The organism is Burkholderia sp. ABCPW 111 (assembly GCF_000773065.1).
GTDB classification, from domain to species: domain Bacteria; phylum Pseudomonadota; class Gammaproteobacteria; order Burkholderiales; family Burkholderiaceae; genus Burkholderia; species Burkholderia savannae.
On the sequence record NZ_JPWT01000003.1, the window covers coordinates 1 to 24,091 of the forward strand.

21 protein-coding genes are annotated in these 24,091 nt (G+C 63.1%); 17 read left to right on the forward strand and 4 right to left on the reverse strand.

Features of this window, described 5'->3' with window-relative positions; genetic code table 11:
• The first annotated feature begins 110 nt into the window (after nucleotides 1–110).
• Complete coding sequence (locus X946_RS02905; protein ID WP_226383196.1) at nucleotides 111–1,574, forward strand: radical SAM protein; 1,464 nt, start codon at nucleotides 111–113, stop codon at nucleotides 1,572–1,574.
• 294 nt (nucleotides 1,575–1,868) lie between these two features.
• On the opposite strand, the gene X946_RS02915 is transcribed toward X946_RS02905, so the two are convergent.
• From X946_RS02915 to X946_RS02925, 3 genes are all read right to left on the reverse strand, one after another.
• Entirely contained in the window at nucleotides 1,869–3,173 is a 1,305-nt protein-coding gene (locus X946_RS02915; protein ID WP_038743922.1) for a flavin-containing monooxygenase, read from the reverse strand.
• 4 nt (nucleotides 3,174–3,177) lie between these two features.
• Complete coding sequence (locus X946_RS02920; RefSeq protein WP_038743924.1) at nucleotides 3,178–4,242, reverse strand: S-adenosylmethionine:tRNA ribosyltransferase-isomerase; 1,065 nt, start codon at nucleotides 4,240–4,242, stop codon at nucleotides 3,178–3,180.
• A gap of 1,032 nt (nucleotides 4,243–5,274) precedes the next feature.
• Entirely contained in the window at nucleotides 5,275–5,742 is a 468-nt protein-coding gene (locus X946_RS02925; protein ID WP_038743926.1) for an Lrp/AsnC family transcriptional regulator, read from the reverse strand.
• 334 nt (nucleotides 5,743–6,076) lie between these two features.
• Here X946_RS02925 and X946_RS02930 point away from each other — a divergent pair, with 334 nt between their 5' ends.
• The 4 genes from X946_RS02930 to X946_RS02945 all read left to right on the forward strand — a co-directional run bounded on the left by X946_RS02930 (nucleotide 6,077) and on the right by X946_RS02945 (nucleotide 10,352).
• Entirely contained in the window at nucleotides 6,077–7,462 is a 1,386-nt protein-coding gene (locus X946_RS02930; protein ID WP_038743928.1) for an amino acid permease, read from the forward strand.
• Nucleotides 7,463–7,494: 32 nt separating this feature from the next.
• Nucleotides 7,495–8,697 (forward strand): amino acid aminotransferase, encoded by a 1,203-nt coding sequence (locus X946_RS02935; protein ID WP_038743930.1) that lies wholly within the window; start codon nucleotides 7,495–7,497, stop codon nucleotides 8,695–8,697.
• A 291-nt stretch (nucleotides 8,698–8,988) separates the two neighbouring features.
• Nucleotides 8,989–9,378 carry a DUF488 domain-containing protein gene (locus X946_RS02940; RefSeq protein ID WP_038743932.1) on the forward strand — a complete coding sequence of 130 codons (390 nt, stop codon included), beginning with the start codon at nucleotides 8,989–8,991 and terminating at the stop codon, nucleotides 9,376–9,378.
• Between the two features lie 758 nt (nucleotides 9,379–10,136).
• Nucleotides 10,137–10,352, forward strand: a complete 216-nt coding sequence (locus tag X946_RS02945) for a hypothetical protein (protein ID WP_145986896.1) — start codon at nucleotides 10,137–10,139, stop codon at nucleotides 10,350–10,352.
• 173 nt (nucleotides 10,353–10,525) lie between these two features.
• Here X946_RS02945 and X946_RS33050 read toward each other — a convergent pair whose 3' ends face one another.
• Entirely contained in the window at nucleotides 10,526–10,819 is a 294-nt protein-coding gene (locus tag X946_RS33050) for a hypothetical protein (RefSeq protein WP_152611609.1), read from the reverse strand.
• Nucleotides 10,820–11,058: 239 nt separating this feature from the next.
• Between X946_RS33050 and X946_RS29935 the strand changes: the two genes are divergently transcribed.
• The 12 genes from X946_RS29935 (at nucleotide 11,059) to X946_RS03020 (ending at nucleotide 24,037) form a co-directional block, all read left to right on the forward strand.
• The gene (locus X946_RS29935; RefSeq protein ID WP_081989311.1) at nucleotides 11,059–11,769 is read left to right on the forward strand and encodes a cupin domain-containing protein; all 711 of its coding nucleotides are present in this window, start codon (nucleotides 11,059–11,061) and stop codon (nucleotides 11,767–11,769) included.
• A gap of 129 nt (nucleotides 11,770–11,898) precedes the next feature.
• Nucleotides 11,899–13,353, forward strand: a complete 1,455-nt coding sequence (locus tag X946_RS33055) for a hypothetical protein (RefSeq protein WP_152611610.1) — start codon at nucleotides 11,899–11,901, stop codon at nucleotides 13,351–13,353.
• 40 nt (nucleotides 13,354–13,393) lie between these two features.
• Nucleotides 13,394–14,464 carry a hypothetical protein gene (locus X946_RS29455; RefSeq protein WP_052144987.1) on the forward strand — a complete coding sequence of 357 codons (1,071 nt, stop codon included), beginning with the start codon at nucleotides 13,394–13,396 and terminating at the stop codon, nucleotides 14,462–14,464.
• An 8-nt stretch (nucleotides 14,465–14,472) separates the two neighbouring features.
• Nucleotides 14,473–15,165, forward strand: coding sequence for a DUF6939 family protein (locus tag X946_RS02980; protein ID WP_145986894.1), 693 nt, complete (start codon nucleotides 14,473–14,475; stop codon nucleotides 15,163–15,165).
• Nucleotides 15,162–16,544 carry a phenylacetate--CoA ligase family protein gene (locus tag X946_RS02985; RefSeq protein WP_161788628.1) on the forward strand — a complete coding sequence of 461 codons (1,383 nt, stop codon included), beginning with the start codon at nucleotides 15,162–15,164 and terminating at the stop codon, nucleotides 16,542–16,544. The genes X946_RS02980 and X946_RS02985 overlap by 4 nt, the downstream gene beginning before the upstream one ends.
• Nucleotides 16,541–17,614 carry an Ldh family oxidoreductase gene (locus tag X946_RS29460; protein ID WP_052144988.1) on the forward strand — a complete coding sequence of 358 codons (1,074 nt, stop codon included), beginning with the start codon at nucleotides 16,541–16,543 and terminating at the stop codon, nucleotides 17,612–17,614. Before X946_RS02985 ends, X946_RS29460 begins: the two co-directional genes overlap by 4 nt.
• The gene (locus X946_RS02995; RefSeq protein ID WP_052144989.1) at nucleotides 17,604–18,437 is read left to right on the forward strand and encodes an HpcH/HpaI aldolase family protein; all 834 of its coding nucleotides are present in this window, start codon (nucleotides 17,604–17,606) and stop codon (nucleotides 18,435–18,437) included. Before X946_RS29460 ends, X946_RS02995 begins: the two co-directional genes overlap by 11 nt.
• A 211-nt stretch (nucleotides 18,438–18,648) precedes the next feature.
• Nucleotides 18,649–20,106 (forward strand): MFS transporter, encoded by a 1,458-nt coding sequence (locus X946_RS03000; RefSeq protein ID WP_442854584.1) that lies wholly within the window; start codon nucleotides 18,649–18,651, stop codon nucleotides 20,104–20,106.
• A 473-nt stretch (nucleotides 20,107–20,579) separates the two neighbouring features.
• On the forward strand, nucleotides 20,580–21,974 hold the full coding sequence (locus X946_RS03005; RefSeq protein WP_052144991.1) for a PAS domain-containing sensor histidine kinase: 1,395 nt from the start codon (nucleotides 20,580–20,582) through the stop codon (nucleotides 21,972–21,974).
• Nucleotides 21,975–21,984: 10 nt separating this feature from the next.
• Complete coding sequence (locus X946_RS03010; RefSeq protein WP_038743949.1) at nucleotides 21,985–22,353, forward strand: response regulator; 369 nt, start codon at nucleotides 21,985–21,987, stop codon at nucleotides 22,351–22,353.
• The gene (locus X946_RS03015; RefSeq protein ID WP_038743951.1) at nucleotides 22,346–22,957 is read left to right on the forward strand and encodes a chemotaxis protein CheC; all 612 of its coding nucleotides are present in this window, start codon (nucleotides 22,346–22,348) and stop codon (nucleotides 22,955–22,957) included. The genes X946_RS03010 and X946_RS03015 overlap by 8 nt, the downstream gene beginning before the upstream one ends.
• A 525-nt stretch (nucleotides 22,958–23,482) precedes the next feature.
• Entirely contained in the window at nucleotides 23,483–24,037 is a 555-nt protein-coding gene (locus tag X946_RS03020; RefSeq protein WP_060822893.1) for an acetyltransferase, read from the forward strand.
• The last annotated feature ends 54 nt before the right edge of the window (nucleotides 24,038–24,091 follow it).

Below are 24,091 nucleotides of genomic sequence, written 5' to 3' on the forward strand. Positions count from 1 at the left end.
TCCTCGCGAATACGTCGAGTATTCGCTTCGTCGCAATCCTTGCGCTCGGCCCTTCTGGCGGCCAGCGCAAGCCCGTTATTAGCGGGAACAGGCCCTAGGAGGTGCCATCGATGTCCAGCTCGCCCATCCTGATGCTAGAACGTGTGAGTCCTCGAGAGAGCCTGATGATCGTCGACGGGGATTATCCGCGGCCGCGTGCGGCGGACGTGTTGTGCCGGCCCGAGAACGATCATCTTCTTCGATACGTCGTGAGCGACCCGTTCGGTTCGCACGTGTTTCCGGGTACGAGGGCGTGCTCCCGCGAACGGTTTCTTCAAAATCTTCAGGCCGAGCTGGAGGAACGAAATCCCTATTTCTTGTGGGCGACGATTCCGCTTTGCCAATACCATTGCTACTTCTGTCAATTTCCCATCGTCATGCGCAAGCGCGATGCGGCGGCGTTTCGCGAGCAGGCTCGAAACTGGGTCGAGCTGAACATCGCCGAGGCCAGGCTGTGGCTGACGCGGGTGCCTGCGTTACGCGACGCTCCGGTTGGAGAGTTTTGCCTGTTCGGCGGAACGCCCACTCTTTTGCCCGACGATCTGCTGGCCGAGCTTCTCGATTTCTACCGGTCGAATTTCGGGTTCAACGCCGGCACCACCATTCGCATCGAGGGCAGCCCAGACAGCCTCACGAGCGACAAGCTCGCGCTTCTCCATGAAAAAGGATGCCGAAAGATCACCTACGGCATTCAGTCTTTCGACGATCGGCTGGTTGCGCTCGCCGGGCGAGAACACACGGCCGAGGAAGCCCGGGCGGTCATTCGCGACGCGTTCCGGTTGGGCTTCGAGCGGGTGGACGGCGATCTGATCTATGGATTGCTCGATCAACGTGTCGCGGGTTTCTGTCACGACGTTCGGCGCATGCTGGAACTGGGTTACAGCACGGTCGTGATGACGAAGCTGCACCTTCGCGCGTTCGGCGAAACCGGCACCGCGATCGCGGGCGTTCCCGCCAGGTGGCAGAGCCCGGCGAGCAGGGCGCGTGCATCGCGGGAGGGCCATCGCTGGCCGAGCTTGGGCGAGCAATATCAGATGCGCGAGGCGGCAGTCGCGTTGCTGGAGGACGCCGGGCTCTTCGAGTATCCGACCATGTATTTCCAGAAGCCGCAAACCGGATGCGGACGATGGAAGTCGCTCGTCCTCGATCAGGACAAGCAGTTCGCCGAAGTCGGAATCGGGTTGGGGGGCAGTTCCGCGACTCGGCGTTGCGCGGCTAACGTCGTGACGCGGCCGGGAGAGTACGTCGATGCGATCGCAAGCGGGGAATTGCCGCTCGAGCAGTCGGAAATGAGCGCGGAAGAGGAGATCGCCAGCTCGATGCGCCGCGCGCTCACCACGTGCCAGCCGCTTAGAGACGATTGGCATCGCGCGAGGTTCGCCGGCAGCTCGCTCTTCGATCAGCGCTGGAAACCGGTGTTTCAGAGCCTGGAGCAGCGAGGGCTCGCGACGATTCGACCCGCGGAGGGCACGGTCGCGCTCACCGGCGTCGGCAAGACGCTGGTCGAGGCCATCGTCAACACGGAGATTCGCTGAGCGGTTGTTCGAACACGCGATGGGGCCGCGCCCCGCCGGCCTGTTGAAGCCGCGCGCATTCGGCCGTCGAGCGACGGACGAGTCTTGCCCGGACGCGATCGAGAGAAAGCTGCGTCGCGATTCCGCCAGCGTCGTCATGGCGGGCGAAGGGGGGCCGATGCGTGGGCCCACTGTCGGGCTCGTCGAACGCGTCGGGGCCGATGGCCGCGGCGCGTTTCGATACGATGCCGAAGCAACGCCGGACGGTGGCGCCGACGCGCCCCGCGTTGACGATGACGTGCTCGCAGCCGCGCATCATGATCGCGTGTCGGCGCGGCGTCGCAGCCGGGCGGCGATATAAGGCGCGTCGAGATGGAACCCGGCTACCGTTCCAGAGGACTGCGTACGAAGTCCGTGGAAGCCCAGCCAAAAGAAGCCTTCGACCGGCGTTTCGCAGGATGCGGGCAGTCCGCGAGAATTCAGTGCCCGGCGGACCGCGTCGATCCGCAGCCAGCTCAGGTCGGTGCGCCAGCCTGTCGCCCACACGACGGCGCGGATGCCGTGCTCGCGCAGCGCCAGGCGCGCGGGAGGAGTCGACGCGAGCAGCGGGGGATAGGGCTGCCATGCCGGCTCGATGGTCGGTGGCGGATACCGTGCCCGCTCGCTCGCGTTGCGGCTTGCGATCCAGCGCTCGATGCGATCGATCAGTTCCCGGCAGCCTTGCGATGCGCATGCAACGTTGGCGTGCAGATCCTCGTCGAACGTCGCGATTGCGCCGTCCGGCGAGATGCCGTTCAGTCGCCCTAACAATTGAACGCCGAGCCGAGCCAATGAATGGTGAGAAATCGGATGATCGTGGCCGACGATGGGCATGCGGTCGTGTTGCCCGGCGGAATGCGCGAATGGGCTCGCCGGCGCGCGCAGCAGCCCGATGCGGTCCAGCCAGAACATGATGTCCTCGCCGCGGTAGCTGCGTGGGGTTCCCTCGACTCTCGACGTCGCCAGGTACACGCGGCGGCCGGCCCCGGCCAGTTCCTCGCTGAGCTGCACGCCCGTTTGTCCGCCGCCGACCACCAGAATCGAGCCGTCCTGGACGGCCGAAGGGTTCGTATATGTCCCGACGTGAAGTTGTTGCACGTCGGTGCGCAGATGCCGCGCAAAGTCGGGAATGCTCACGAGTTGATAATTGCCTGGCGCGGCGACGACGTTCAGCGCGTCGTAGCGCTGCGGGCCATCGTCGCTTTCGACGTGTATCCGGAAACGCCCGCCTTCGATCCGCTCGACCGAGCAGACCCGGCAGTGCTCGCGAATGGGAAAGCGCCGCTGTGCGATGCATGCGTCCCACATCCGTACGATCTCTTCGAGCGGGATGCTTCGCCGGGTGCTGGGAAATCCGTCGGTTTGCCCCATCAGCCGTGAATAGGCGAGCGGAGAGTTGATTCTGAACGAATCCCAGCGCGCCGAGCGCCATTGTTCGAGTGCGCGCGCCTTCTCCAGCACCACATGTTCGCGCCTCTCGCGCTGCAGGACGTAGCTCATGCAAAGGCCCGCGTGACCGGCGCCGATCACGACGGTGTCGATGCGCTTGTCTCGTCGCGTGCTCTCCGTCGACCGTGTCATGCCGTTACAGAATCAGCATGCTGTCGCCGAACATGTCGAATTCGTATTCCCCCATCTCGAGAATCTCCGCGTAGCCGCGCATGAGGAGATCCTTGCCCGCGAAAGCCGCGGTCAGCACGATGTGGCTCGATCGCGGGCGATGCAGGTTCGTGAGCAGCCCGTCCGCGATCTTGAACTCGAATCCGGGATAGATGTAGAGCTCGGTCCATCCCGCTTGGGCGCGGAGGGCGGCGCCCGGCTCGCCATGCGCCGCGAGCGATTCCAGCGTTCGCATGGCCGTCGTGCCGATGGCTATGATGCGGCGCTTCTCCGCGCGCGCGCGGTTGATTTGCTCGGCTGCCTCGGCGCTCACTTCGAAGTACTCGGGCCTCACCTTGTGATGCTCGATCTCGTCCTCGCTGATATGGCGAACCGCGAGGATTTCCGTCGCGCCGACATGCAGCGTGACGTAAGCGAATTCCACGCCTTTTTCGGCGATTTCCTTTAGCACGTCGGCGGAGAAATGCAGGCCTGCTGAAGGAATTTCCAGCGAGCCGGGCTTCTTGGCATAGACGGAGCGGTAGGCGTCGCGCCTGGTGCTCCAGTAAGCCGGGTTCAGTTGGAGCTCGTCGTCGCAGCGCCATCCGTATCGATCGAGGACGCGAGCCAATTCCTCGGCGGGTTCGAATCGCGCCCGCCAGAGTCGGTCCGGCTGTGGCGCGAGCAGCGTGCAGGTGAGGCGGTCGTCGTCGGTGGAGGTCAGCGTGAGGCCGGCTTTCGGCGACAGGGAAGACCGGAGCTCGACGATGTTGGTTCCGTCCGGCTCGTGACCGTACACGATCACATGGGCCGATTCGTCGGCATGCTGGAACGACAACGTGTTCGACAGCATGTAGCTGTCGTTGAACACCAGGAGATCGCCCGGATGAAGATGGTCGGAAATCGTCGAGAAGACCGTGTGCTCGATCGTTGCCGCCGCGCGATCGAGAACGATCATTTTGCCGCTGTCGCGACGCCTGCCGCGCAATTCGGCGGGATCGGTCGGCATGGCATTCCGATCAAGGCCGAAATCAAAATCGTCGGTTTTCATCGTTTATTGTCCTTTGTAGTTCATTTTTTTGAACTGAATCCGATGAGTCGGCATGCGCGTATGCGCGGCAATCATTCTTGGTCGATGCGCGTCGTTGTATTGTCTTCGGCGCCGCAAGATGAATTGAACCATGCAGATCTAACCGAAGGAAGGCGTTTAAACAGGCCGGAGCTTTCGGTGTCTTGGTCATTTACAGACTAGGACATGCCGTATCCGTTTTCAAATAAATAGAGAAATCGAAGCGCACCTTTATTGGGGTTTGCGTCACTCGCGAAATTGGCGTCATTCGGTTGCTTACGGCATGCCGGGACGGTCGGCGAATGCTTGCGGCCGCTCGCCGGCATGGGCGCTCCGGGGCGGGGCGACGAACCGAAATGCGTGATCGGCCGGCAGTCCCCATTCGGGCTCGACAGGAACGATTTCGAGAGTGGATGAGTAATACGCTCCGGACGCCATTGCGCCGGCCGCGACGATCCTCTTCTATCGGAATCGGCGGTGGTCTGGCGTATTGGGGAAGAAGCGCATATGCCGAATTGAATATATCGAGGCGCCGAGAATTAAGCCGTCGGCATGACGAAATATTCGAAGAGCAAGCCGTGTCGATGAGAGTTGATCGAGCAATTTCCCATGAGCGCCACGGGCTCGGCCACAGACTTTTTCCGGCGCGAATTGCGGCGGGTCTATGGGCGCATGCATCACGGAAATGAATGGCGCGCCGGGTCGGCTCGGGATTGCGCGGTCGCGCTGCCGGACCGTCGGCGTCGGCTGCCGACTGCGAGGATCACGCCGCGGTTGATTGCGGGTGCGAGCCGCGGCCCGATTCAGGACAGCAGGACATCAAAACATCGCTCGATCGATCGGCGCTGATGCGGGCGGCTTATGCATCGCGACGATTGCCGGCCGCGGCCATTTCCCCCTAGGAGCCGGCCGCGACCCTACCGTTCTCCCCGACGAGCCTCATCGGTCGACCCGCGTGCATTCGCGGCGCGCGCTTCTCTCGAGCGCGGCGCGTTTCCGCGCCCGTTCGCGCGGCTACAGCGGCATCGCGCTCGTGCACTTGATCTCGTCGAGACACACGCTCGAATGCACGCCGCTCACGCCGGGGATGCGCATCAGCGTGTCGAGCAGGAACGTCGACAAACCCTTCAGATCCGCGGCGACGACTTTCAGCACGTAGTCGATATCGCCCGTGACCGAAAAACACTCCTGAATCTGCGCGAGCTCGGAGACGAGCTTCTGGAACGTCGACAAGTCGCGAATGTGGCCTCGCTCCATCGTCACCTGGACGAACGCGGTGACGCCGAAGCCGAGCGTGTCGGCGTCGAGCCGGGTTTCGTAGCGCTTGATGGCGCCGAGTTCCTCGAGGCGCCGGTGCCGCCGCAGCGTCTGCGCGGGCGACAGCCCGACGGCCTTGGCCAGCTCCAGATTGGAGATGCGGCCGTTTTCCTGCAGGATCTCGAGCAGATGGCGATCGATGCGATCAAGAAGCGGTTCTTGCATTTTTGTTTCCTTAGCTGTCTCCCGGATGCAATTTTATCTCATAATGTAGGGTTTGCATGAAGGGCTTACGAAACCCCATTTCATCCTGCCGGCGATAAACTGAGCCCCGATTTTTGCGCGAGATCAATGAAAAATCGGTGCGCGCACGCACGCACGCACGGGCGGGGAGCGGTTTTCCCGCCCGACGCACGACGACGCACGCCGCGCAGGAATTCGGCATCCCCAGCCCGGCCGCTCGCCGCGACATCCGCGCGCGGCCGGAAACAAGTGCACGGCGCCCGGCCGGGTCCGAAGGCGCACCGCCTCCAGAAAGGGCGGATGAGACGGAGAAGACATGGTTTCAGAACAGGACAACGACGGCCTGAAGCGAGGGCTGAAGAACCGCCACATTCAGCTGATCGCGCTAGGCGGCGCGATCGGCACGGGGCTTTTTCTCGGCATTGCTCAGACGATTCAGATGGCGGGGCCGTCGGTGCTGCTCGGCTATGCGATCGCCGGTGTCGTCGCGTTCTTCATCATGCGGCAGCTGGGCGAGATGGTCGTCGACGAGCCCGTCGCCGGCTCGTTCAGCTATTTCGCGAACAAATACTGCGGGCACTTCACGGGCTTTTTGTCCGGCTGGAACTACTGGGTGCTGTACGTGCTCGTGAGCATGGCCGAGCTGTCGGCGGTCGGCATCTACGTCCAGTACTGGTGGCCGGGCGTGCCGACATGGATCTCGGCGCTCGTGTTCTTCGTCGCGATCAACGCGGTGAACCTCGCGAGCGTCAAGTCGTATGGCGAAACCGAATTCTGGTTCTCGATCATCAAGGTGGCCGCGATCGTCGGGATGATCGGCTTCGGCGGCTATCTGCTGCTGGCCGGGCACGCGGGCCCGGACGCCGGCGTCGCGAACCTGTGGCGGCACGGCGGCTTCTTCCCGAACGGCATCGGCGGCCTCGCGATGGCGATGGCGGTCATCATGTTCTCGTTCGGCGGGCTCGAGCTCGTCGGCATCACGGCCGCCGAGGCGAACGACCCGTCGCACAGCATCCCGCGCGCGACGAACCAGGTGATCTACCGCATCCTGATTTTCTACATCGGCGCGCTCGGCGTGCTGCTGTCGCTGTATCCGTGGCAGAAAGTCGTGACGGGCGGCAGCCCGTTCGTGCTGATCTTCCACGCGCTGTCGAGCGACGTCGCCGCGAACGTGCTGAACGTCGTCGTGCTGACTGCCGCGCTGTCGGTCTACAACAGCTGCGTCTATTGCAACAGCCGGATGCTGTACGGCCTCGCGCGGCAGGGCAACGCGCCGCAGGCGCTCGCGCGCGTGAACCGGCGCGGCATCCCGATCGCGGCGCTCGGCATGTCCGCGTTCGCGACCGCGCTCTGTGTGGTGATCAACTATTTCATGCCGGGCAAGGCGTTCGAGCTGTTGATGGGACTCGTCGTATCGGCGATCATCATCAACTGGGCGATGATCAGCGTGATCCACCTGCGGTTCCGTCAGGCCAAGCGCGCGGCGGGCGAGCAGACGCGCTTCAAGAGTCTCGGCTATCCGCTGACGAACTATCTCTGTCTCGCATTCATGGCGGCCATCCTCGTCGTCATGTTCCGGACGCCCGATCTGCGCCTGTCGGTCTACCTGATCCCCGTGTGGCTGGCGGTGCTCGCGATCGGCTACCGGTTCCGCCAGCGCGGCGCCGGCTATGCGCTCGGCGACGGCGTCTCGGCCCGTTGACCCCGATTTTTCTTCATCAGTCAGAAACCGCCATGTTTGAACATATCGATGCATACCCCGGCGATCCGATTCTCACGCTGAACGAGAACTTTCAGAAAGATCCGCGCACGCGCAAGGTCAATCTGAGCATCGGCATCTATTTCGACGACGACGGCCGGATTCCGGTGATGGGCGCCGTGCGCGAGGCCGAGGCCGCCGTGCAGCGCGAGTCCGGTCCGAAGCCGTATCTGCCGATGACGGGGCTCGCGTCGTATCGCGACGCGGTGCAGGCGGTCGTGTTCGGCGAGGAGAGCGCCGCGCGCGCGGCCGGATGCGTCGCGACGGTCCAGACGCTGGGCGGCTCGGGCGCGCTCAAGGTGGGCGCGGACTTCATCAAGCGCTATTTCCCGGATTCGCAGGTGTGGATCAGCGATCCGAGCTGGGAGAATCATCGGTTCATCTTCGAGCGCGCGGGCTTCACGGTCAACACGTACCCGTACTACGACGAGGCGACGGGCGGCCTGAAGTTCGACGCGATGCTGGCCGCGATCGACGCGCTGCCGAAGAAGAGCGTGGTGCTGCTGCACGCGTGCTGCCACAACCCGACGGGCGTCGATCTCGACGACGCGCAGTGGCTGAAGCTGATCGACGTGCTGCAGGCGCGCGAGTTGCTGCCGTTCGTCGACATGGCGTATCAGGGCTTCGGCGCGGGTCTCGCGGCCGACGCGTTCGCGATCCGCGAGCTCGCGCGCCGCGGCGTGCCTGCGTTCGTCGCGAACTCGTTCTCGAAGAATTTCTCGCTGTACGGCGAGCGCGTGGGCGCGCTGTCGGTGATCTGCGACGACGCGGCGGCGGCCGAGCGCGTGCTCGGCCAGCTCGCGGGCGCGGTGCGGTCGAACTACAGCAATCCGCCGACCTACGGCGCGAAGATCGTCGCGCGGGTGCTGACGACGCCCGCGCTGCGCGCGCAATGGGAGGAAGAGCTCGCGGCGATGTGCCGGCGCATCGCGAAGATGCGCAGCGCGATCCACGACGGCCTGCGCGCGCACGTGCACGGCGAGGCGCTGTCGCGCTACGTGAAGCAGCGCGGAATGTTCACGTATACGGGGCTCACTGAAGCGCAGGTCGATTGCCTGCGCGAGCAGCACGGCGTGTACGTGCTGCGCTCGGGCCGGATGTGCGTCGCCGGGCTGAACGAAGCGAACGTCGGCATCGTCGCGGAAGCGATCGGCGCCGTGATCGCGAGCGGCGTTTGACGCGGTGACGCGCGCGGGCGCGCGGGGCCGGTCGGGAAGCCGGGTTGCGGCGCGCCCGGCGTGTTTGGGGAGCGGCGCTGCGCTGCGTGCCTTCGGCCGCGCGCCGGTGCCGCATCGACAGGCGCGGGCGGCGGCGCGACGTGGCTGCCGCCTCGGTGCCGCTGTCGTGTCGCTGTCGTGTCGCCGTTTGCGTAAGACGATGAGCCGTGGGCCGGCGGCGATGGATGTGCATCGTCCGCCGGGGCTTTGCGTGAACGTGTGCGCGCCGGCCACTCTGAACGGGAGTCCAGCATGAGCATCAGCATCGTCCAACTCGGCAAGCCGCGCGCCGGCGACGAGGGCTTGCGGATCGGCACCGTGCGCCGTCCGCCGCGCGGCGTGCCGAAGGAAGAATTCGCGTCGCGCGACTATTACGACGTCTGGCTGCCGACGCTGTCGCCGAGTCCGGAGCTCGTCTCCGAAGCGCTGGCGGCGCAAACCGACGCCGAATGGAAGGCGTTCGCGCGCAAGTTCCGCGCCGAGATGAAGCATGGCGACGCGAGCAAGGTGCTCGACGTGCTCGCCGCGTTGTCGGCGACGTCGAATTTCGCGATCGGTTGCTATTGCGACAACGAGGCGCGTTGTCACCGCGGTATCCTGCGCGAGCTGCTCGCGGAGCGCGGGGCGTCGATTCGTTCGTGATCGGCGGGGTTTGGGGCGCGGGACGTTGCGCGCGAGACTCGATCGCGGCGTCATCCGCGACGCCTCTCATGCGAGGGCGCAGACTTTGCGATCGCGATCGTGGGCACTCGTCGGATACGGGGTGTCCGCTTTCACCGGACGCGGATGCATCGGCACCTGCGAAACACGCGGCGAGTGGCTGTGCAACGTGCTTTGCGAAGCGGAGCCGTACATCGATCGCCTTGCGTCCGGCGCGTCATGCGAAGGATGCGCTGATCCAATTCGCTGTCGCGACTGATGACCATGGATGCCAACGGCGCACGTGCCGACCGGCCACTCGGCGCGCATCGAGCAGGTTGCGTGGGAATGCGATGCCGGGAGGCGGGCGGACGACGACGCCACGTTTGTCGCTCGCGCTCGCGTAGCTTGCGACGTGCTTCTCGATTTCGCCCGGCACGGCTGCCCTCATCCGGTTTGACTCCATTCGATTCCGGCAATGCGGCACGATTCGCTGCCCTTGGCGTTGCCGACTTTCGGCCGAACTGCAGTCGGCCAGCGGTTCCGCCTCAGTAGGTTTGCTTGAACCCTTGACTCCAAGCTCCCTGGCTGCTGATCGAGTCGGGCTCGTTGGCTCGTTGCCTGGCGCGCGGCCTCACGATCATGGTCAACCGGCGGCGAGCGGTATCGTCCGGATGCGCGACCCGCTGCGGAATCGGGACGCGACGTTGGCGCCGAGGCCGTCGGCAACTGAGCGCCAAGGCTTGCCGGGAAGGCCCGCGATGACGAACCTGATTGGCCTGATCGGTGCGCAACCGGCCGGTTGCCTCTTGCCCGTATGTGGCCGGAGTTCGGAGCAGGTCGTCGCGCGCTTCGGCTTGCGTGCAACGCGCGTCGATTTCCAGGCCGCAGACGGCAGCCGTATCGTTCGCGACGGCTCTGATGCGTTCGGCGACGCATTCGGTAAGTTGCTCGAGGCGCGCTTGAGCGTTCGTTGATCGCGGGTCGGTCAGCCCGGCTTCTTCGGCCGCGAACCGTCAAAGCGTTTGCTGCGGATGCGTCTTGCCGGACGCTCGGCGCCACCCGGCGCTCGAATGGCGGCGGACGTACGTGCCGATCTGCCCTTTGACGGGCCGTCGGCCGCGCGCTCCGTCCTATTCGCAGCGGCCGATCATGTTCGGATATCGCGACGGTGCGCGACTTTTCCTTTCGGCCATTGCACTCGACTCCGTCGATTGCCGGCCTGGCATCCCCACGCTCGCAGCAGGCTTTGTCCATGCGCTTCCTCCTCCCGGCTGCCTTGCCGCCGGATGTCGGCGCGCGCGGTCGCCTTCACGTTCTCGGCGGTTTCACTCAATGAACCGCGATATTCCGGGAGCAATGTTCCGGAAGCAACGGCGGTGCAGCCGAATTCATTCGGAACATCAATATCATTCGCGAGATATCCGGGTTTCAGGAAGTTCATAAATGCGTATCGATTTAAAGAAGTATTGGTTGCGCCGGAATTGCATGATGTACTTAATACGGAAAATATCAAAAGCAATGCTTGCAACGTGATTTCAATTCCTTTAGATTTGGTTGACTGCTAATTCAATTGGATAAGAACTAAGAACTATGAACTGCCGATGTGCATTATTGGAGGGGTGGGGGTACTAGTTCTCGGCGAGAAATAAACGATCTTCAACCAGGGAAAATGGAGTTCACATGAATCTTTTGGATGTGGAAGTGCATGCGACATCTCATGATCTGGATCAAGATTTTCCAACGGACCTTAAAGTTTCGGCCGGCGGACATGAAATAGACGTTGATGACGGAAGTACCGCTTACGGCTATGTCCAAGAGGGAATACTGACGATTTATCATCCCTGTTTCACGCAGGATTTGACGTCCGGCATGTTCTTTTCAGTGCCGGGCCCCGCGCGCCTCAGTCCGTTTATCGGCATGGCGTGCATCCGGAACGAGTATCAGGGCGTCAACATGTCCGGCGGCCCGGTCGAAATTCTGGGCCGGCTCAAATATATCGACGGATGCTCGGACAGCTTGCTTGTCGCGCCGGTCATCAAAGGCGATCCCTGCCTCAACTATCTGTATGTCCCGCCTCATCTCGATCAGACGGCGCATACCCATCCATCCGTACGGATCGGCGTTGTGATCGATGGTTGCGGCTATTGTTTGTCCAAGGACGAGAGGCACGAGCTAACCGCCGGCAAGATATTCATTTTGCCGCGTGACGAGGTTCATAGCTTCCATACCGAAGAGGATTGTCTGAGAATCGTCGTATATCACCCGGATTCCGATTTCGGACCTACTCACGAAACTCACCCGATGATAAATCGAACGTTGGTGAATGGAGAATCCCTGGCAGGGGAAAACCAATATCGAACCCGCAAGATTCAAAGACTCGTCACCGAATAAGATCGCCATCCCATGCAGAGCGATGTTCGTCCCGGATCTTTATCCGTCCAAGTCACTCATGACGCGTTGACTGGTGAATTACCCTCAATACCTACCTGGCTGAATGACGTTCGGCAGGAGTCGTCCCAATTGCCTTGGTCCGAGGGGAAAATCGCCGGTTCGACCAAACTCAGTCTGGGTGAATTCACACGAAGGCTCAAACAGGCCGAGATTTGCGATAGCGACATAATCGCAGTGCCCGGCGCCGTCGTTGTTCTTCCATGGGGCGTCGAGTTGTGCGAGCGGTTCGCGCAACTCGTTCGGGGTATTTATGGAGAGCTGGAACTTCAGGAATACGCGTACCCGCAAGTGGTTCCCGAGAGTTGCTTCAGCCCCATGGCCGACCTGCTGGATCTGCGGCGTTGCTTGCTGCGCGTCGGAACTGAACAGGACTCGAAGGAGGACCGAACGCGCGGCGTCCTGACACCGACCGGGGAGCAAGTGATCGCGAATCATTGGCGGCATATGGTTAGCCGATTCGATACGTTGCCGATTCGGCTATACCAGCGCGCACGTTACTTCCGGCCAATCAGCTCCGCGGATCGAAGCGGCAAGGGGGTATTTTCGGCGCTCGAGGCGCCTGACGTATTCGAGTTTCACTGTTGTCATGCGACTGAAGCGGCCGCGTCGGACGACATTCGGAGGCTGGCCCGAGGCCTGCTGGAAATGAGCGATGCGCTGCCGCTTCCCCAGTTCATCGGCGTTCGCCCTCCATGGGGCAATCGCAACGATTTGTATGAATGGGGTGTCGGCGGCGACACGCCATTGCTCAGCGGCGAATGCGTGCAAACGTCCGCCGTGTATTGCCAAGGGCAAAGGATATCGCGCCGCTACGATATCGGCTTCGGCAAGAACGAGCAGCGCCGGCATGCGTGGCAGGTCGACGGGTTCGTCAGCCGACGCATGATGTATGCGCAGCTTGGCTTGTCCACGCTTGCCGATGGATCGTTGATCGTTCATCCGAATCTGGCTCCGATCCAGATCGCGGTATTGGCTCGGAGTCAATTCGAGGACGAACGTCAAGCGCTGCGATCGACATTCGACGAAATCAAATCCCGCGGGCTTCGCGCGACGATCGATTTCGTGGCCGACGCACAGGTGATGAAAGCGCGCATCAAGCAGTTGCGCGCTCGGGGGGTACCGCTGCTGCTGCTTTACTTTGGCCGACGCCACGTGCAGGACGCCGCCCGAATCCGACTATGCCGGCCGGACAACGAGCAGGAGCTGGCGATCGACGAAAACGACGATCTCCCCGACGTGCTCTCGAAGGCGCTGGCCGACGTCGAAGCATCGGTGAATCGGCTCGTCCATTCCCAAGTGCGTTCACTGGTCTCTTTCGCGCAAACCGAGGCGCAAGCCAAGGAGATGCTGGCTGCGCGCAAGTGCGTGATCGCTCCGATTGCGCCCACCCGAGCGAATGTCGAGGCAGTCGCGAACTGGCGCATGGGAGAACTGTGCAGCTTCGCGGCCGCGGAAGACGTTGCGCCCTGCATTTTTTCAGGCAGGCCGACTCGCGCTCGCGCACTTCTGTCGCGCCGCATCTGACATCCAACTTCACGAAATTCATGGCTGAAAGGAGAAGACAATGACTGTCAACACCGTCGATCAATTGGAGTTGATCGTGGGGCCGGTTCGCTTGCCGCTGAAGATCGAGGATTCCGTTCATTATTTCTCGCTGCATTACTTCGAATTTCAGGGGAAGCGTTGGGCGAGCGCCGCGCTCAACGATCTGTCCGAACTGGATGCCGTCCCGCTTCGCATCGAGTCCGCCTGTTTTTTTGGCCACGTGATGCATTCGCAGCAATGCGACTGCGGCTTCCAACTCGACGAGGCTTTTCGCCGCATCGTGCAGCGCAACGGGGGACTCGTCATCTACGGCATCGATCAGGATGCGCGAGGGCTGGGCATAGAAAAGCACTTCAGAATTTACGACTACCGGCAGAACCATCATCTGGACACCGACGAAGTCTATAAACGCTTTCATGCGCCTTTGGACAGCCGGTCTTACGAAGCGGTTGCGGCAATCCTCCGCTTTCTGGACGTGGAGAAGATCCTGCTGATGTCCAACAACCGCGCTCGGCTTGCCTTCCTTCGCGCTGAGGGATTTCAAGTCGAGCGGGATCAGATCGAGGCGCCGCTCACGCGATACAACATGGCCACCATGATGCTCGAAAAGGAGGATCTCGCGTATCAGTGGAGCTTCAAGACGCACAGCGAGTGGCTGCGCCCATTGCAAGACAAGGTGGATGGTCATCCCGACTCATTCGCGGCCTGCATCGTCAAGGACAATCAGGCCGTCGTGGCCGAGTGGCAAGGAGCGGACTGGAACGTGGCGCTCAACCTGCTAGCGACGCACGAAGGCGGCGAGGATGGAAATCTCGTCATTTACCTGAGCGATTTGCCGCGGCTGGACGAATTGGCGCTTTATGCCTCCACCGGCGCGCGTTTCGTGGTCGTTCCGTTTGCCGTCATTCCGGACTATCTGCTGAGCGAGGCTCAGCGGCAGGGCCTCAAGCTGCAAGACTGGGAAAGAAACAATCAATATCGCACGGCCCGCCCGCAATGGCGGCTGACTGAACACGGGCGCGACGCGCACGTATATCAGCGTGGCGACGAGCGTCGCGTCTATCGCGCGGGCGACGCCGCCGCCGATTGAGCCAGCCGATGCCCAGTCCGGCTCTTTCCCTGTCGCGCCAGGATGCGCTTGCCGTCATGTTGGACGATGCGTCAGCCTGCCTGATGGTGGACAGCTTCAACGGCGCGCCGGCGAACATGCGGCCATATCGCTTTTTCAACCCGTTCCTGTGTTGGCCCGAGCCCGCTATTCCGGTGCCGGGCCAGCCGGGGCGGCTGGCCCGTTCCGTCGAGTCGATATGGCAAGGATTGAAGCTCGTCGATGGCCGGACGGAATTCGATCAGTTCTCGTCGACCCCGCGCAAACGTCCGACTGACGCCGAACGGCGCGTGCTTGCCGGCTACCGCTACCAGGACAGCTGCTTTGCCTATGGCGACCGAAGGCTCGATCTGCTGGCGGCGCGCTTCCTGATCTACCTGCCGAGCTACTTGTTCGTGCTGGACAAGCTCGCGCCGGAAACGCTGTTGCGAGCGTTGCGCGATCACATCGACCATGTCGGGCCGGTATTGTTCTATGACTGGGATGCCAACCAGGACATCACGGATACGTCCGCGTCGTTCAGTCACTCGGCCATTCTCGCGTCGTGGTTCAACGGCTCATTGGAAGAACAGTACTTCTTCGCGGCGCGGCAATGCCTGTCGAGATCCGATTGGCGGATCTTCGAAGCCGGAGTGGACGCGTTGCTCGGACGCTATCGCGACTTCAATCGAGATCAATCATGACATTGAATCCGAATTTGGCTCGTAATCTGTATTGGCGATGTGAAAAATTTCAAGGGCGATCGGATGTCGCCCATCGTCTGCGCTGGCTCGAGGAGACCCAGTATCTGTCGCCGAGGGATTGCCGCGAGCTTCAGATGAAGAAGCTGCACGCGCTGTTGACTCATGCTTACGAGAGCGTGCCTTACTACACGCGCATCTTCCGAGAGCGCAGCCTCGTGCCCGACGATTTCGGTTCGCTCGCCGATTTACGGAAATTACCGCTGCTGACTCGCCAGGCGCTCATCACCCATCAGGACGATCTGATTTCGAGTCGCGCCGATCGCGGCAGCCTGCAGGTCAACTACAGCAGCGGCTCGACCGGCAGGCGCGCGCGTTTCGTGCAGGACCGCAACTTTCGATTGTGGATGAGGGCCCATCAGCTACGCACCTATCAGTGGTGCGCGAACTGGAAAATCGGCGAGCCTTTCGCGCTCCTATGGGGGTCCTCGATTTACTGGGATTTGAAGAGCGTGTCCGACCGATTGAGGAACGTATTGAGCAATCGCCGCGAGTTCAACACGTTCCGCCTGTCGCCGGACCTGATCGCTCAATTCACGCGCAGCCTCGCGCGCTTCAATCCGGTGTTGATCAGCACCTATACCAACGCGATGCACCTCATCGCTCGGCAAGCCGAGCGGGAATCTCTGGCCGTTCCGGCATTGAGGGCGATTCAGGGCACCTCGGAGCCGCTTCCTCCCATCGTTCGCGAACGGCTGAAGAGAATTTTTGGATGCGAGATCTACGACAAGTACGGTTCACGCGAATCCAATATCGTTTCGCACGAAAGTCCGAGACATGACGGGATGCTCATCCAGGTGGAAAACGTCGCGGAGGAGTTCATTCGCGACGATGGTGCAGCCTGCGCGCCGGGCGAAGTCGGGCGAGTCGTGTTGACCACGCTGAACAATTTCGCGATGCCGCTGATCCGATATGAAACCAGCGATCTCGCGTCGCCCGTGTCCGGCCACTGCGCATCCGGCATGGGATTGCCTCGCATGAGCCACGTGGCGGGCCGGCAGCAGGATCTGATCGTCACGCCGGACGGCGCCTATGTCGATGCGTATTTCTTCTCGTTCCTCATCATGAGCTTCGAGGAGATCGAGTGGTTTCAGGTGGTGCAAGAGGTCGCCGATCAACTGCGAATCCGGCTGCTCGCGCCAGCGGGCATCACCCGCGAGCGGCGCGACGCCATCGTCGAGCGCATTCATCATCACACGGGCTATCCGTTTCGCATCGAATTCGAACAGCTGGACCGAATGCCTGAGTCGCCTACCGGGAAATTTCGCCTATGCGTGTCGGCGTTGAGCGACGTCGGAACGAGCCAGACCGTCTTCTCATGAGCGCCGCCGTCATCTCCGTCGCCGGCATGCGCGAATTGGCGCAACGCGCGCTCATCCGGCATCGCGTATCGAGCGAGCTGAGCGCGCAGGTCGTCGCCGATTTGCTGGAAAACGAATTGGTCGGCTATCCGTCGCATGGATTGCTTCGACTGGTCGACTACGTCGACGACATTCGCGCCAACCGATTGGACCCCGCCGCGCGCCCCCGGATTGTTCGATGTGACGCCAATGTCGCCATCGTCGACGGGCATCGCGCATTCGGCGTTCTGGTGCGTCGAGCGATCGTCGACGCGCTGCGGCAGCAGGCATGTGACCATGCGGTGGCCGTGGTTTGCCTTCGTGAAGCGCCCCATCTGGGCCGCTTGGCGGCAATTGGCCGAGCGCTCGCCGGTGCGAGCGAGCATCCGCTTGCCGTCATGGGGTTCTGCAATTTCCGGGGGCGGGGCCTGAGAGTCGCCGCTCCCGGCGGCAAGCTGGCGCGGCTTTGCACCAATCCATTGCTGTTGGCTTTTCCTTCCGACGATGCGGACCCCATCGTGTTGGACATGAGCACGTCCGCCGTGTCGGAAGGTTACATCCGGCGCTCGGCGTTGGAAGGCCGGCCGCTGCCGCCGGGCTGCCTCACGAACGCGGAAGGCCAATCGGAACTCGACCCGTCCACGCTCTATGCGACTCCGCCGCAGGCCACGATGGAGCCGCTCGGCGGGAAATTGGCGGGCCACAAAGGTTACGCGCTGGCCGTCGCGATGGAGATGTTCGCGGGCGCGTTGGCGGGCGCCGACCATGTCGCCCAGCCGGGCGAGCCGGGAAATGGCGGCATGTTCATCGCAATCGACCCCGCACGCCTTCCTCCCGGCCTCGCCGCGGCTCGATCCGCCGCCTCGGCCATTGCCGCGCATTGCCGGGAAACGGGCCTGTCCGGCCAGCCGGCGAGAATGGCGGGAGAGGGCGCGAATCAGCGGAGCCGGGTTGCCGCCGCGCAGACGGTTCTCACACTACCCACGACCACGTTGGCGGCCATCGAAGCGTTGGCCGGCCACGCAATTCAAGGAGGCGATCATGTCGAATGACGCTCGGCATCACCCGTTGCTGTTGCTTCGCAATCCGAACAAGGAGAAATTGCGAGCCGGCGAAGTCAGCCTGGGCCTGTTCCTCGTGTCCGCGAATGCGTTGATCGCCGAGTGCTGCGCGACCCGCGGCTTGCCGTGGCTCCTCGTCGACATGGAGGCGTCGCCGGCCGACCGCAAGGATCTGGTTCATGTGTTGCAGGCGCTGAACGGCTCCGGTACGACAGGCATGGTTCGCGTCGCACGCAACGACAGGCAACTGATCGAGGCCGCGCTGGACAGTGGTGCGCTGGGGTTGATGGTGCCCAAGGTCGATTCGGCCGCGGCGGCCAGGGCGATCGTGGACAGCGCGTATTACCCGCCGAAGGGCCGGCGCGGCGTCAATCCCATTCGTTGCTCCGGGTATTTTCGCAACTTGCCCGGCTATTTCGCCACCGCCAACGATTCGCTTCTGATAATCGCGCAAATTGAAACCGCAGAGGCGGTCGAGGCGGCCGACGATATTGCGGCGGTGGACGGCATCGACGTGTTGTTCGTCGGCTGCGGCGACCTTGCCTGCGATCTGGGGCAACCCGGCCAGGTTACGGGGCCACGCATGGACGAAGCTATCGCGCGGACATTGGATGCGTGCCGGCGACATGGAAAGATCCCCGGAATCTTTGCCTACAGCCTCGATCTGGCGCGGCATTATGCGAGCCAGGGCTTCCGCTTCATCGCGTTCGGCAATGATCTCAAACTGTTGGCGCAATCGCTGGAGCAGCAGATGAGCGCGCTGGAGGACATCGCGGCGTCGCGCGACCCGGTGCTCGCCATCCCCGGCGACTGAACGGTTGCCTCTCGGCGACGCGCGTGGCGCGAGGTGCCCGCAGCGTGTCTTTCCGCTCGATCGCCGAGAGATCTTTTACTTCGTACTGCGTATCCGGCGCGCGGGTTGCCGTCTTCGTTCTCCGGATTTTCGTCCATTCGTGCGCATCGCTTCACGACGCCGGCCGACGCGCGTCCAACGGGGTCCCATGTCCCAGACAAACCATCGTTTCTTGCCCTCCGACATTCTCGAAAAGCGGCGCTGGATGGCGCTCTATGTCCTGTGTTCAGGCGTGTTGATGATCGTGCTCGACACCACCGTCGTCAATATCGCACTTCCGGCGATCAAGGCCGATCTCGAATTCTCGGACGCCTCTCTCGTATGGGTCGTCAATGCATACACGTTGACGTTCGGCGGCTGCATGTTGCTGAGCGGCCGGCTCGGAGACTTGTACGGACATCGCAAGATGTTTCTCGTCGGGCTGACGCTATTTACGGCCGCCTCGGTCGCCTGTGGCGTCGCGCAATCGCGCGAATTGCTGATCGTCGCACGTGCGGCCCAGGGGATCGGCGGAGCTGCCGTCGGGGCGACGGCGTTGTCGCTCATCATGTTCCTGTTCAGAGGAGGCGTGGACCGCGCGAAGGCGATGGGCGTGTACGGGTTCGTCTGTGCGTTTGGCGGAGCCTTGGGCATGCTGGTCGGCGGAATCCTGACCAGCGTGCTTGGCTGGCGGTGGATCTTTCTCATCAATCTTCCGCTCGGCGCGATCGTGTGCGTATTGAGCATCAGGCTGTTGCCGGCGTGCGATGCCGTCCCGAACTCGCGGCGGATCAAGCTGGACTGCGCGGGAGCGATCACGATCACCGCTTCGTTGATGGCGGCGGTGTACGGTTTCGTGAAGGCGGGCAACGGCGCCGGGTGGGCATCGACCGAGACGCTCGCGAGCATCGCGATTGCGGTTGTCCTCTTTTCGCTGTTCGTCTACGGCGAAACGCATGTCGACCACCCGTTGATCCCATTGGCAATGATCGCGAAGCGCAATATAGCGGTGGCGAATGTCGTTCGTGCGATATGGTCCGGAGCAGTTTTCGCGTGGTTCTTTCTCACCGCGCTCTACATGGAGCGCGCGCTCGGCTACGATCCGCTCGAGATCGGCCTTGCGTTCCTTCCGGTAGATCTCGTCATGGGCGTGTTCGCTCTCGGTCTATCCGCGAGAATCGTGATCCGGCTCGGCGCGCGCGAGCCGATCACGATCGGGCTGTTGCTCATCGCGGCCGGCCTCGTGCATTTCGCGCATATTCCGGTTCATGGCGATTACGTGAAAGACGTGCTGCCCGGCATGCTGCTCATCGGCATGGGCGCAGGCGTGGCGGCCAATCCGATTCTTCTGGCTGCGATGACGGATGTCGACCCCGCTGAACTCGGCGTCGCATCGGGGGTGATCAACACCACGTTCATGCTGGGGGGCGCGATGGGGCTGGCCGTTCTTGCGAGCGTCGCCGCGACTCGCGCGAACGCGCATGCCGGGCACATCGAGTACGCGGCTGCGGCTGCGGCTACGGCTACGGCGCTCAATGATGGCTACCGCCTGGCGCTGCTGATAGGCGCAACGGTTGTCGCGCTCGCCGCGCTGATCAGCCGGCTGCTGGAGCGTCGCGCGATATTCGCCGAAGAGCGTCGAGCGGGCTAGCGGACACATCGCCGGGGACGCGATGTTGTCGACCTGCGGTGCAGCGATGTACCGGTGAGAGGCTCTGCGAATCAGCGTTCGGCGCAACGGCTGCCAAGCATTTGGCCGCACCGCGCGCCGCGGGCGATCGTCTCGGGTCGGAGGTGACGGCGCGGCGGGATGCGCTGTTGCGTTCGGTCGGATGCGACATGTTGCAGCGGATCTCGAGACCCCGGACGCTCCAGCGGTGCGCGAGTCCGCGTGGATCGCCGCGAGCGCGCGGTTGTGCCGGTCCGGCCCGCTTTTTCCGCGCCGCAGCGGCGCGCGCCGATGCAGGGATTCCCCGCATGAGGCCGACGCGCGGCCCGTCCGTAATCCGGATTATCGGAGGCGGTGTCCGGCGCCGGGCGCTTCGCGCGACGCCCGCCGCCCGCCGCCCGCCCGCCGCCCATCCGCGGCCCGATTTCGCGTTTCGCACCAACCGAACCCGCGTCATGTCCGAGTCCGCCAGCCTGCAGATGTCCGAAGCCATCGTCGAGCAGCTCAACTGCGGCGTGTTCTCGGTCGACCGCGACATGCGCATCCTCGCGTGGAACGGCTTCATGCAGTACCACACGGGCCGATCGCGCGACGACGCGATCGGCCAGGACCTGTTTTCGCTCTTCCCTGCGTTGCCCGAGCGCTGGCTGCGCAAGAAGCTGGAAAGCGTGTTCGTGCTCGGCGTCGCGATGTACACGGCGTGGGAGCATCGCCCGTATCTGTTCCGCTTCGATCATTCGCGGCCGATCACCGGCACGATCGACGCGATGCGGCAAAACTGCAGCTTCATCCCGCTCGACGGCGGGAGCGGCGGCGTCGCCGCGGTCGGCGTGACGATCGTCGACGTGACGGACATCTGCATCGCGCACGATGCGCTGCAAAATCGCGAGAAGCGGCTGACCGACGCGCTCGCCGAGCTGACCGCGCGCCATGCGGAGCTGTCCGAGCTGAACCGCCAGCTCGCGCACGCGCATCAGCAATTGCTCCAATCGGAGAAGCTCGCGGCGATCGGCCAGCTCGCCGCCGGCATCGCGCACGAGATCAACAATCCGGTCGGGTTCGTGCTGTCGAACCTGAATGCGCTCGGCGGCTATCTCGGTACTTTGATCGACCACGCGCACGCGATCGAGCGGCTCGTCGCCGAGCGGCAGCCGCAGCTCGGGCCGGCGCTCGCCGCGCTCGCGCGGGACGCGGATCTCGACTATCTGTGCGAAGACGCGCCGACGCTCGTCGACGAATCGAAGGAGGGGCTCGCGCGCGTGCGCAAGATCGTCGTCGACCTGCGCGATTTTTCTCGCGTCGACAGCGCGCATCAGTGGGAATGGGTCGATATCCATCAATGCATCGAATCGACGCTCAACATCGTGCGCAACGAAATCAAATACGCGGCGGATCTCGTGCGCGAGTACGCGCAGCTTCCGTTCGTCCGATGCATTCCTTCGCACATCAATCAAGTGGTGTTGAACCTCGTCGTCAACGCCGCGCAGTCGTATTCGATCATGCGCGCGGACGGCGCGCACGGCGACGCGCGGCGCGGCACGATCGGCATCCGCACCGGCGTCGACGCGCGCGATCCGCCACGCGTCTGGTTCGAGGTGGCCGATGCGGGCTGCGGCATCGCGCCCGAGCACTTGCCGAGGATCTTCGAGCCGTTCTTCACGACCAAGCCGGTCGGCAAGGGCACGGGGCTTGGCCTGTCGGTCGCCTACGGCATCGTGCGCGCGCATGGCGGCGAGATCGCGGTGTCGAGCGGGCTGGGCGCCGGCACCACGTTTCGCGTGACGCTGCCGGTAGAGCGAGCCGGCGTCGAGCCCGATTCCGCGCCGGCCGCCGCCCGCGCCGCTTCCTGAGGAGGACATCATGGCGTTGCCCGTGCTGGTGGTCGACGATTCGACGTTGGCCCGCAAGCTGTTGATCAAGTCGCTGCCGCCCGACTGGGACGTGGAGATCACGCAGGCGTCGAACGGCGCGGAGGCGCTGTCGCAATACCGCGCCGGCAAGGGTGCCGTGATCTTTCTCGACCTCACGATGCCGGTGATGGACGGCTTCCAGGTGCTCGAGCGCATTCGCGACGACGGCCTGAACGCGTTCGTCATCGTCGTGTCGGCCGACATCCAGTCCGGCGCGCGCGAGCGGGTGAAGGCGTGCGGCGCGATCGGCTTCGTCGCGAAGCCGGTGAGCCCGGAGCGAATCGTCCCGATCCTCAAAGGGTATGGCCTGTATGAATGACATCGCGCTGACCGAAGCGCATCGCGACGCTCTTCAGGAGATCTCGAACATCGGCATGGGCCGGGCGGGCGCGGCGCTCGCGAAGCTGCTCGGCGCGTTCGTCACGCTGTCGGTGCCGGACATCAAGCTCGTCAGCGCGCGCGAGCTGCTCGACGAGCTGCAGCAGTGCGAGCGGCGCGCCGACACGCCGCGGCCCGTGCGGCAGTCGTTCCAGTCCGACATCTGCGGCGAGGCGCTCGTGCTGTTCGGCGGCGACGGACGCCGCGAGCTGAAGGCGCTGATGGGCTACGACGATGCGACGGACGACATCGAGGACGAAGCGCTGTCCGACATCGCGAGCCTGCTAGTCGGCGCGTGCGTGCACGGCGTGTTCGAGCAGCTCGATCGGCGGCTCACGTTCCTGCGCCCGACGTTCGTGCCGCCCGGCTCGCTCGCGACGGCGCTCGGCGATGCGCATCTCGGCCGATGGGACGTCGCGCTGCTGCTCGAAGTGCACTTCACGCTGGAGCATGGCGGCTTTGTCGCGAAGCTCGTGATGCTGCTGCCGGACGCGGCGATCCACAAGATGAAGGCGGCGCTCGAGCAGTTTCTCGATGCGCTGTGAGTGCGTGCCGCTTCGCTCGGGAATCCGGCGATCGCGAGCTGATGCGTCGGGCGCGACGGTGCGCGGGCCAGCAGAGAAACGGGGCGTTCGGCTTGGGCGCGAGCTAGTTTGAGCCCGCCCGTCGAGCGGCGGCGCCGGTGCGCGAGAGCGGGCGGGTGGTCGATCGGTTCGGTTCGTCGTGCTCGTCGTTCTGCTTAATCGCCCGATTGCCCTCTGACGGAAGCTCTTGATCTAATCGCACGGAGAATTCCAACCGACCGATGTGAATGGAAATGGCGGGCTGGCTGGCGATGAGCGGCGCGGGGTTTTCCGTGGAGCCGAGCGGGGCTTGACAGGCGCGCCGAGGTCGCCGCAACGTGCTCGGGCGATGGATGAATCGAAATCAAGGCGCTTTGGCTAATTTTTTGAAAAATCAACCGTATAAAATACGTACCATCGCCATTGAGTTTGTATGAATATTCTAGATGTCTATGTGTAATTGTCTATAAAATATCAGTTTTACGTTTAAAACAAAAATAGACCGAAATGACTGAAGCGACTGTGGTTAGAATGGCCCGTTCTGGCGATTATCCGAACATTATTTCTCTGCAAAAAGCGAATCAAATCGCGAATCTCTCCGAAGCCGAGCGCAAGAACGGCTTTCTGTCCGCCGAGATTCCCGAGGCCAAGATCGAGGCGCTCGCGACCGACGCCGGCATCGTCGTCGCATACGAACAGGCGGAATTCGCCGGCTTTTTCTGCATTTCGCGTCTTGACCAATGGCGCGGCAATGCGATCATCGACGCGCTCGCCGCATCGTTCGAAGATGAGCGCGACGCCGCCTCCAGCGATTTTTCAGGAAACGCCTGCCTATTCGGGCCGATGTGCCTGAGCCAGGTGGCGCGCGGAAAAGGCATTCTCGAGAAAATGATCGATCTTGCAACGGCGTCGGCCAAAACGCGTTTCAGTGCCGCGATCAGCTTCATTGCCGTCGATAACGAGCGATCGCTCAATGCGGTTGCAAAACTCGGATATAAACCCGCCCATCGCTTCATGTCCGGCGAGCGCGAATATCACGCGCTGACCGTCGATTTCGTTTGAGTGAGAAAGGCCCCCTTTGGGAGGGGGGCTGGGGAATGCGGGTTCGAATCCTGT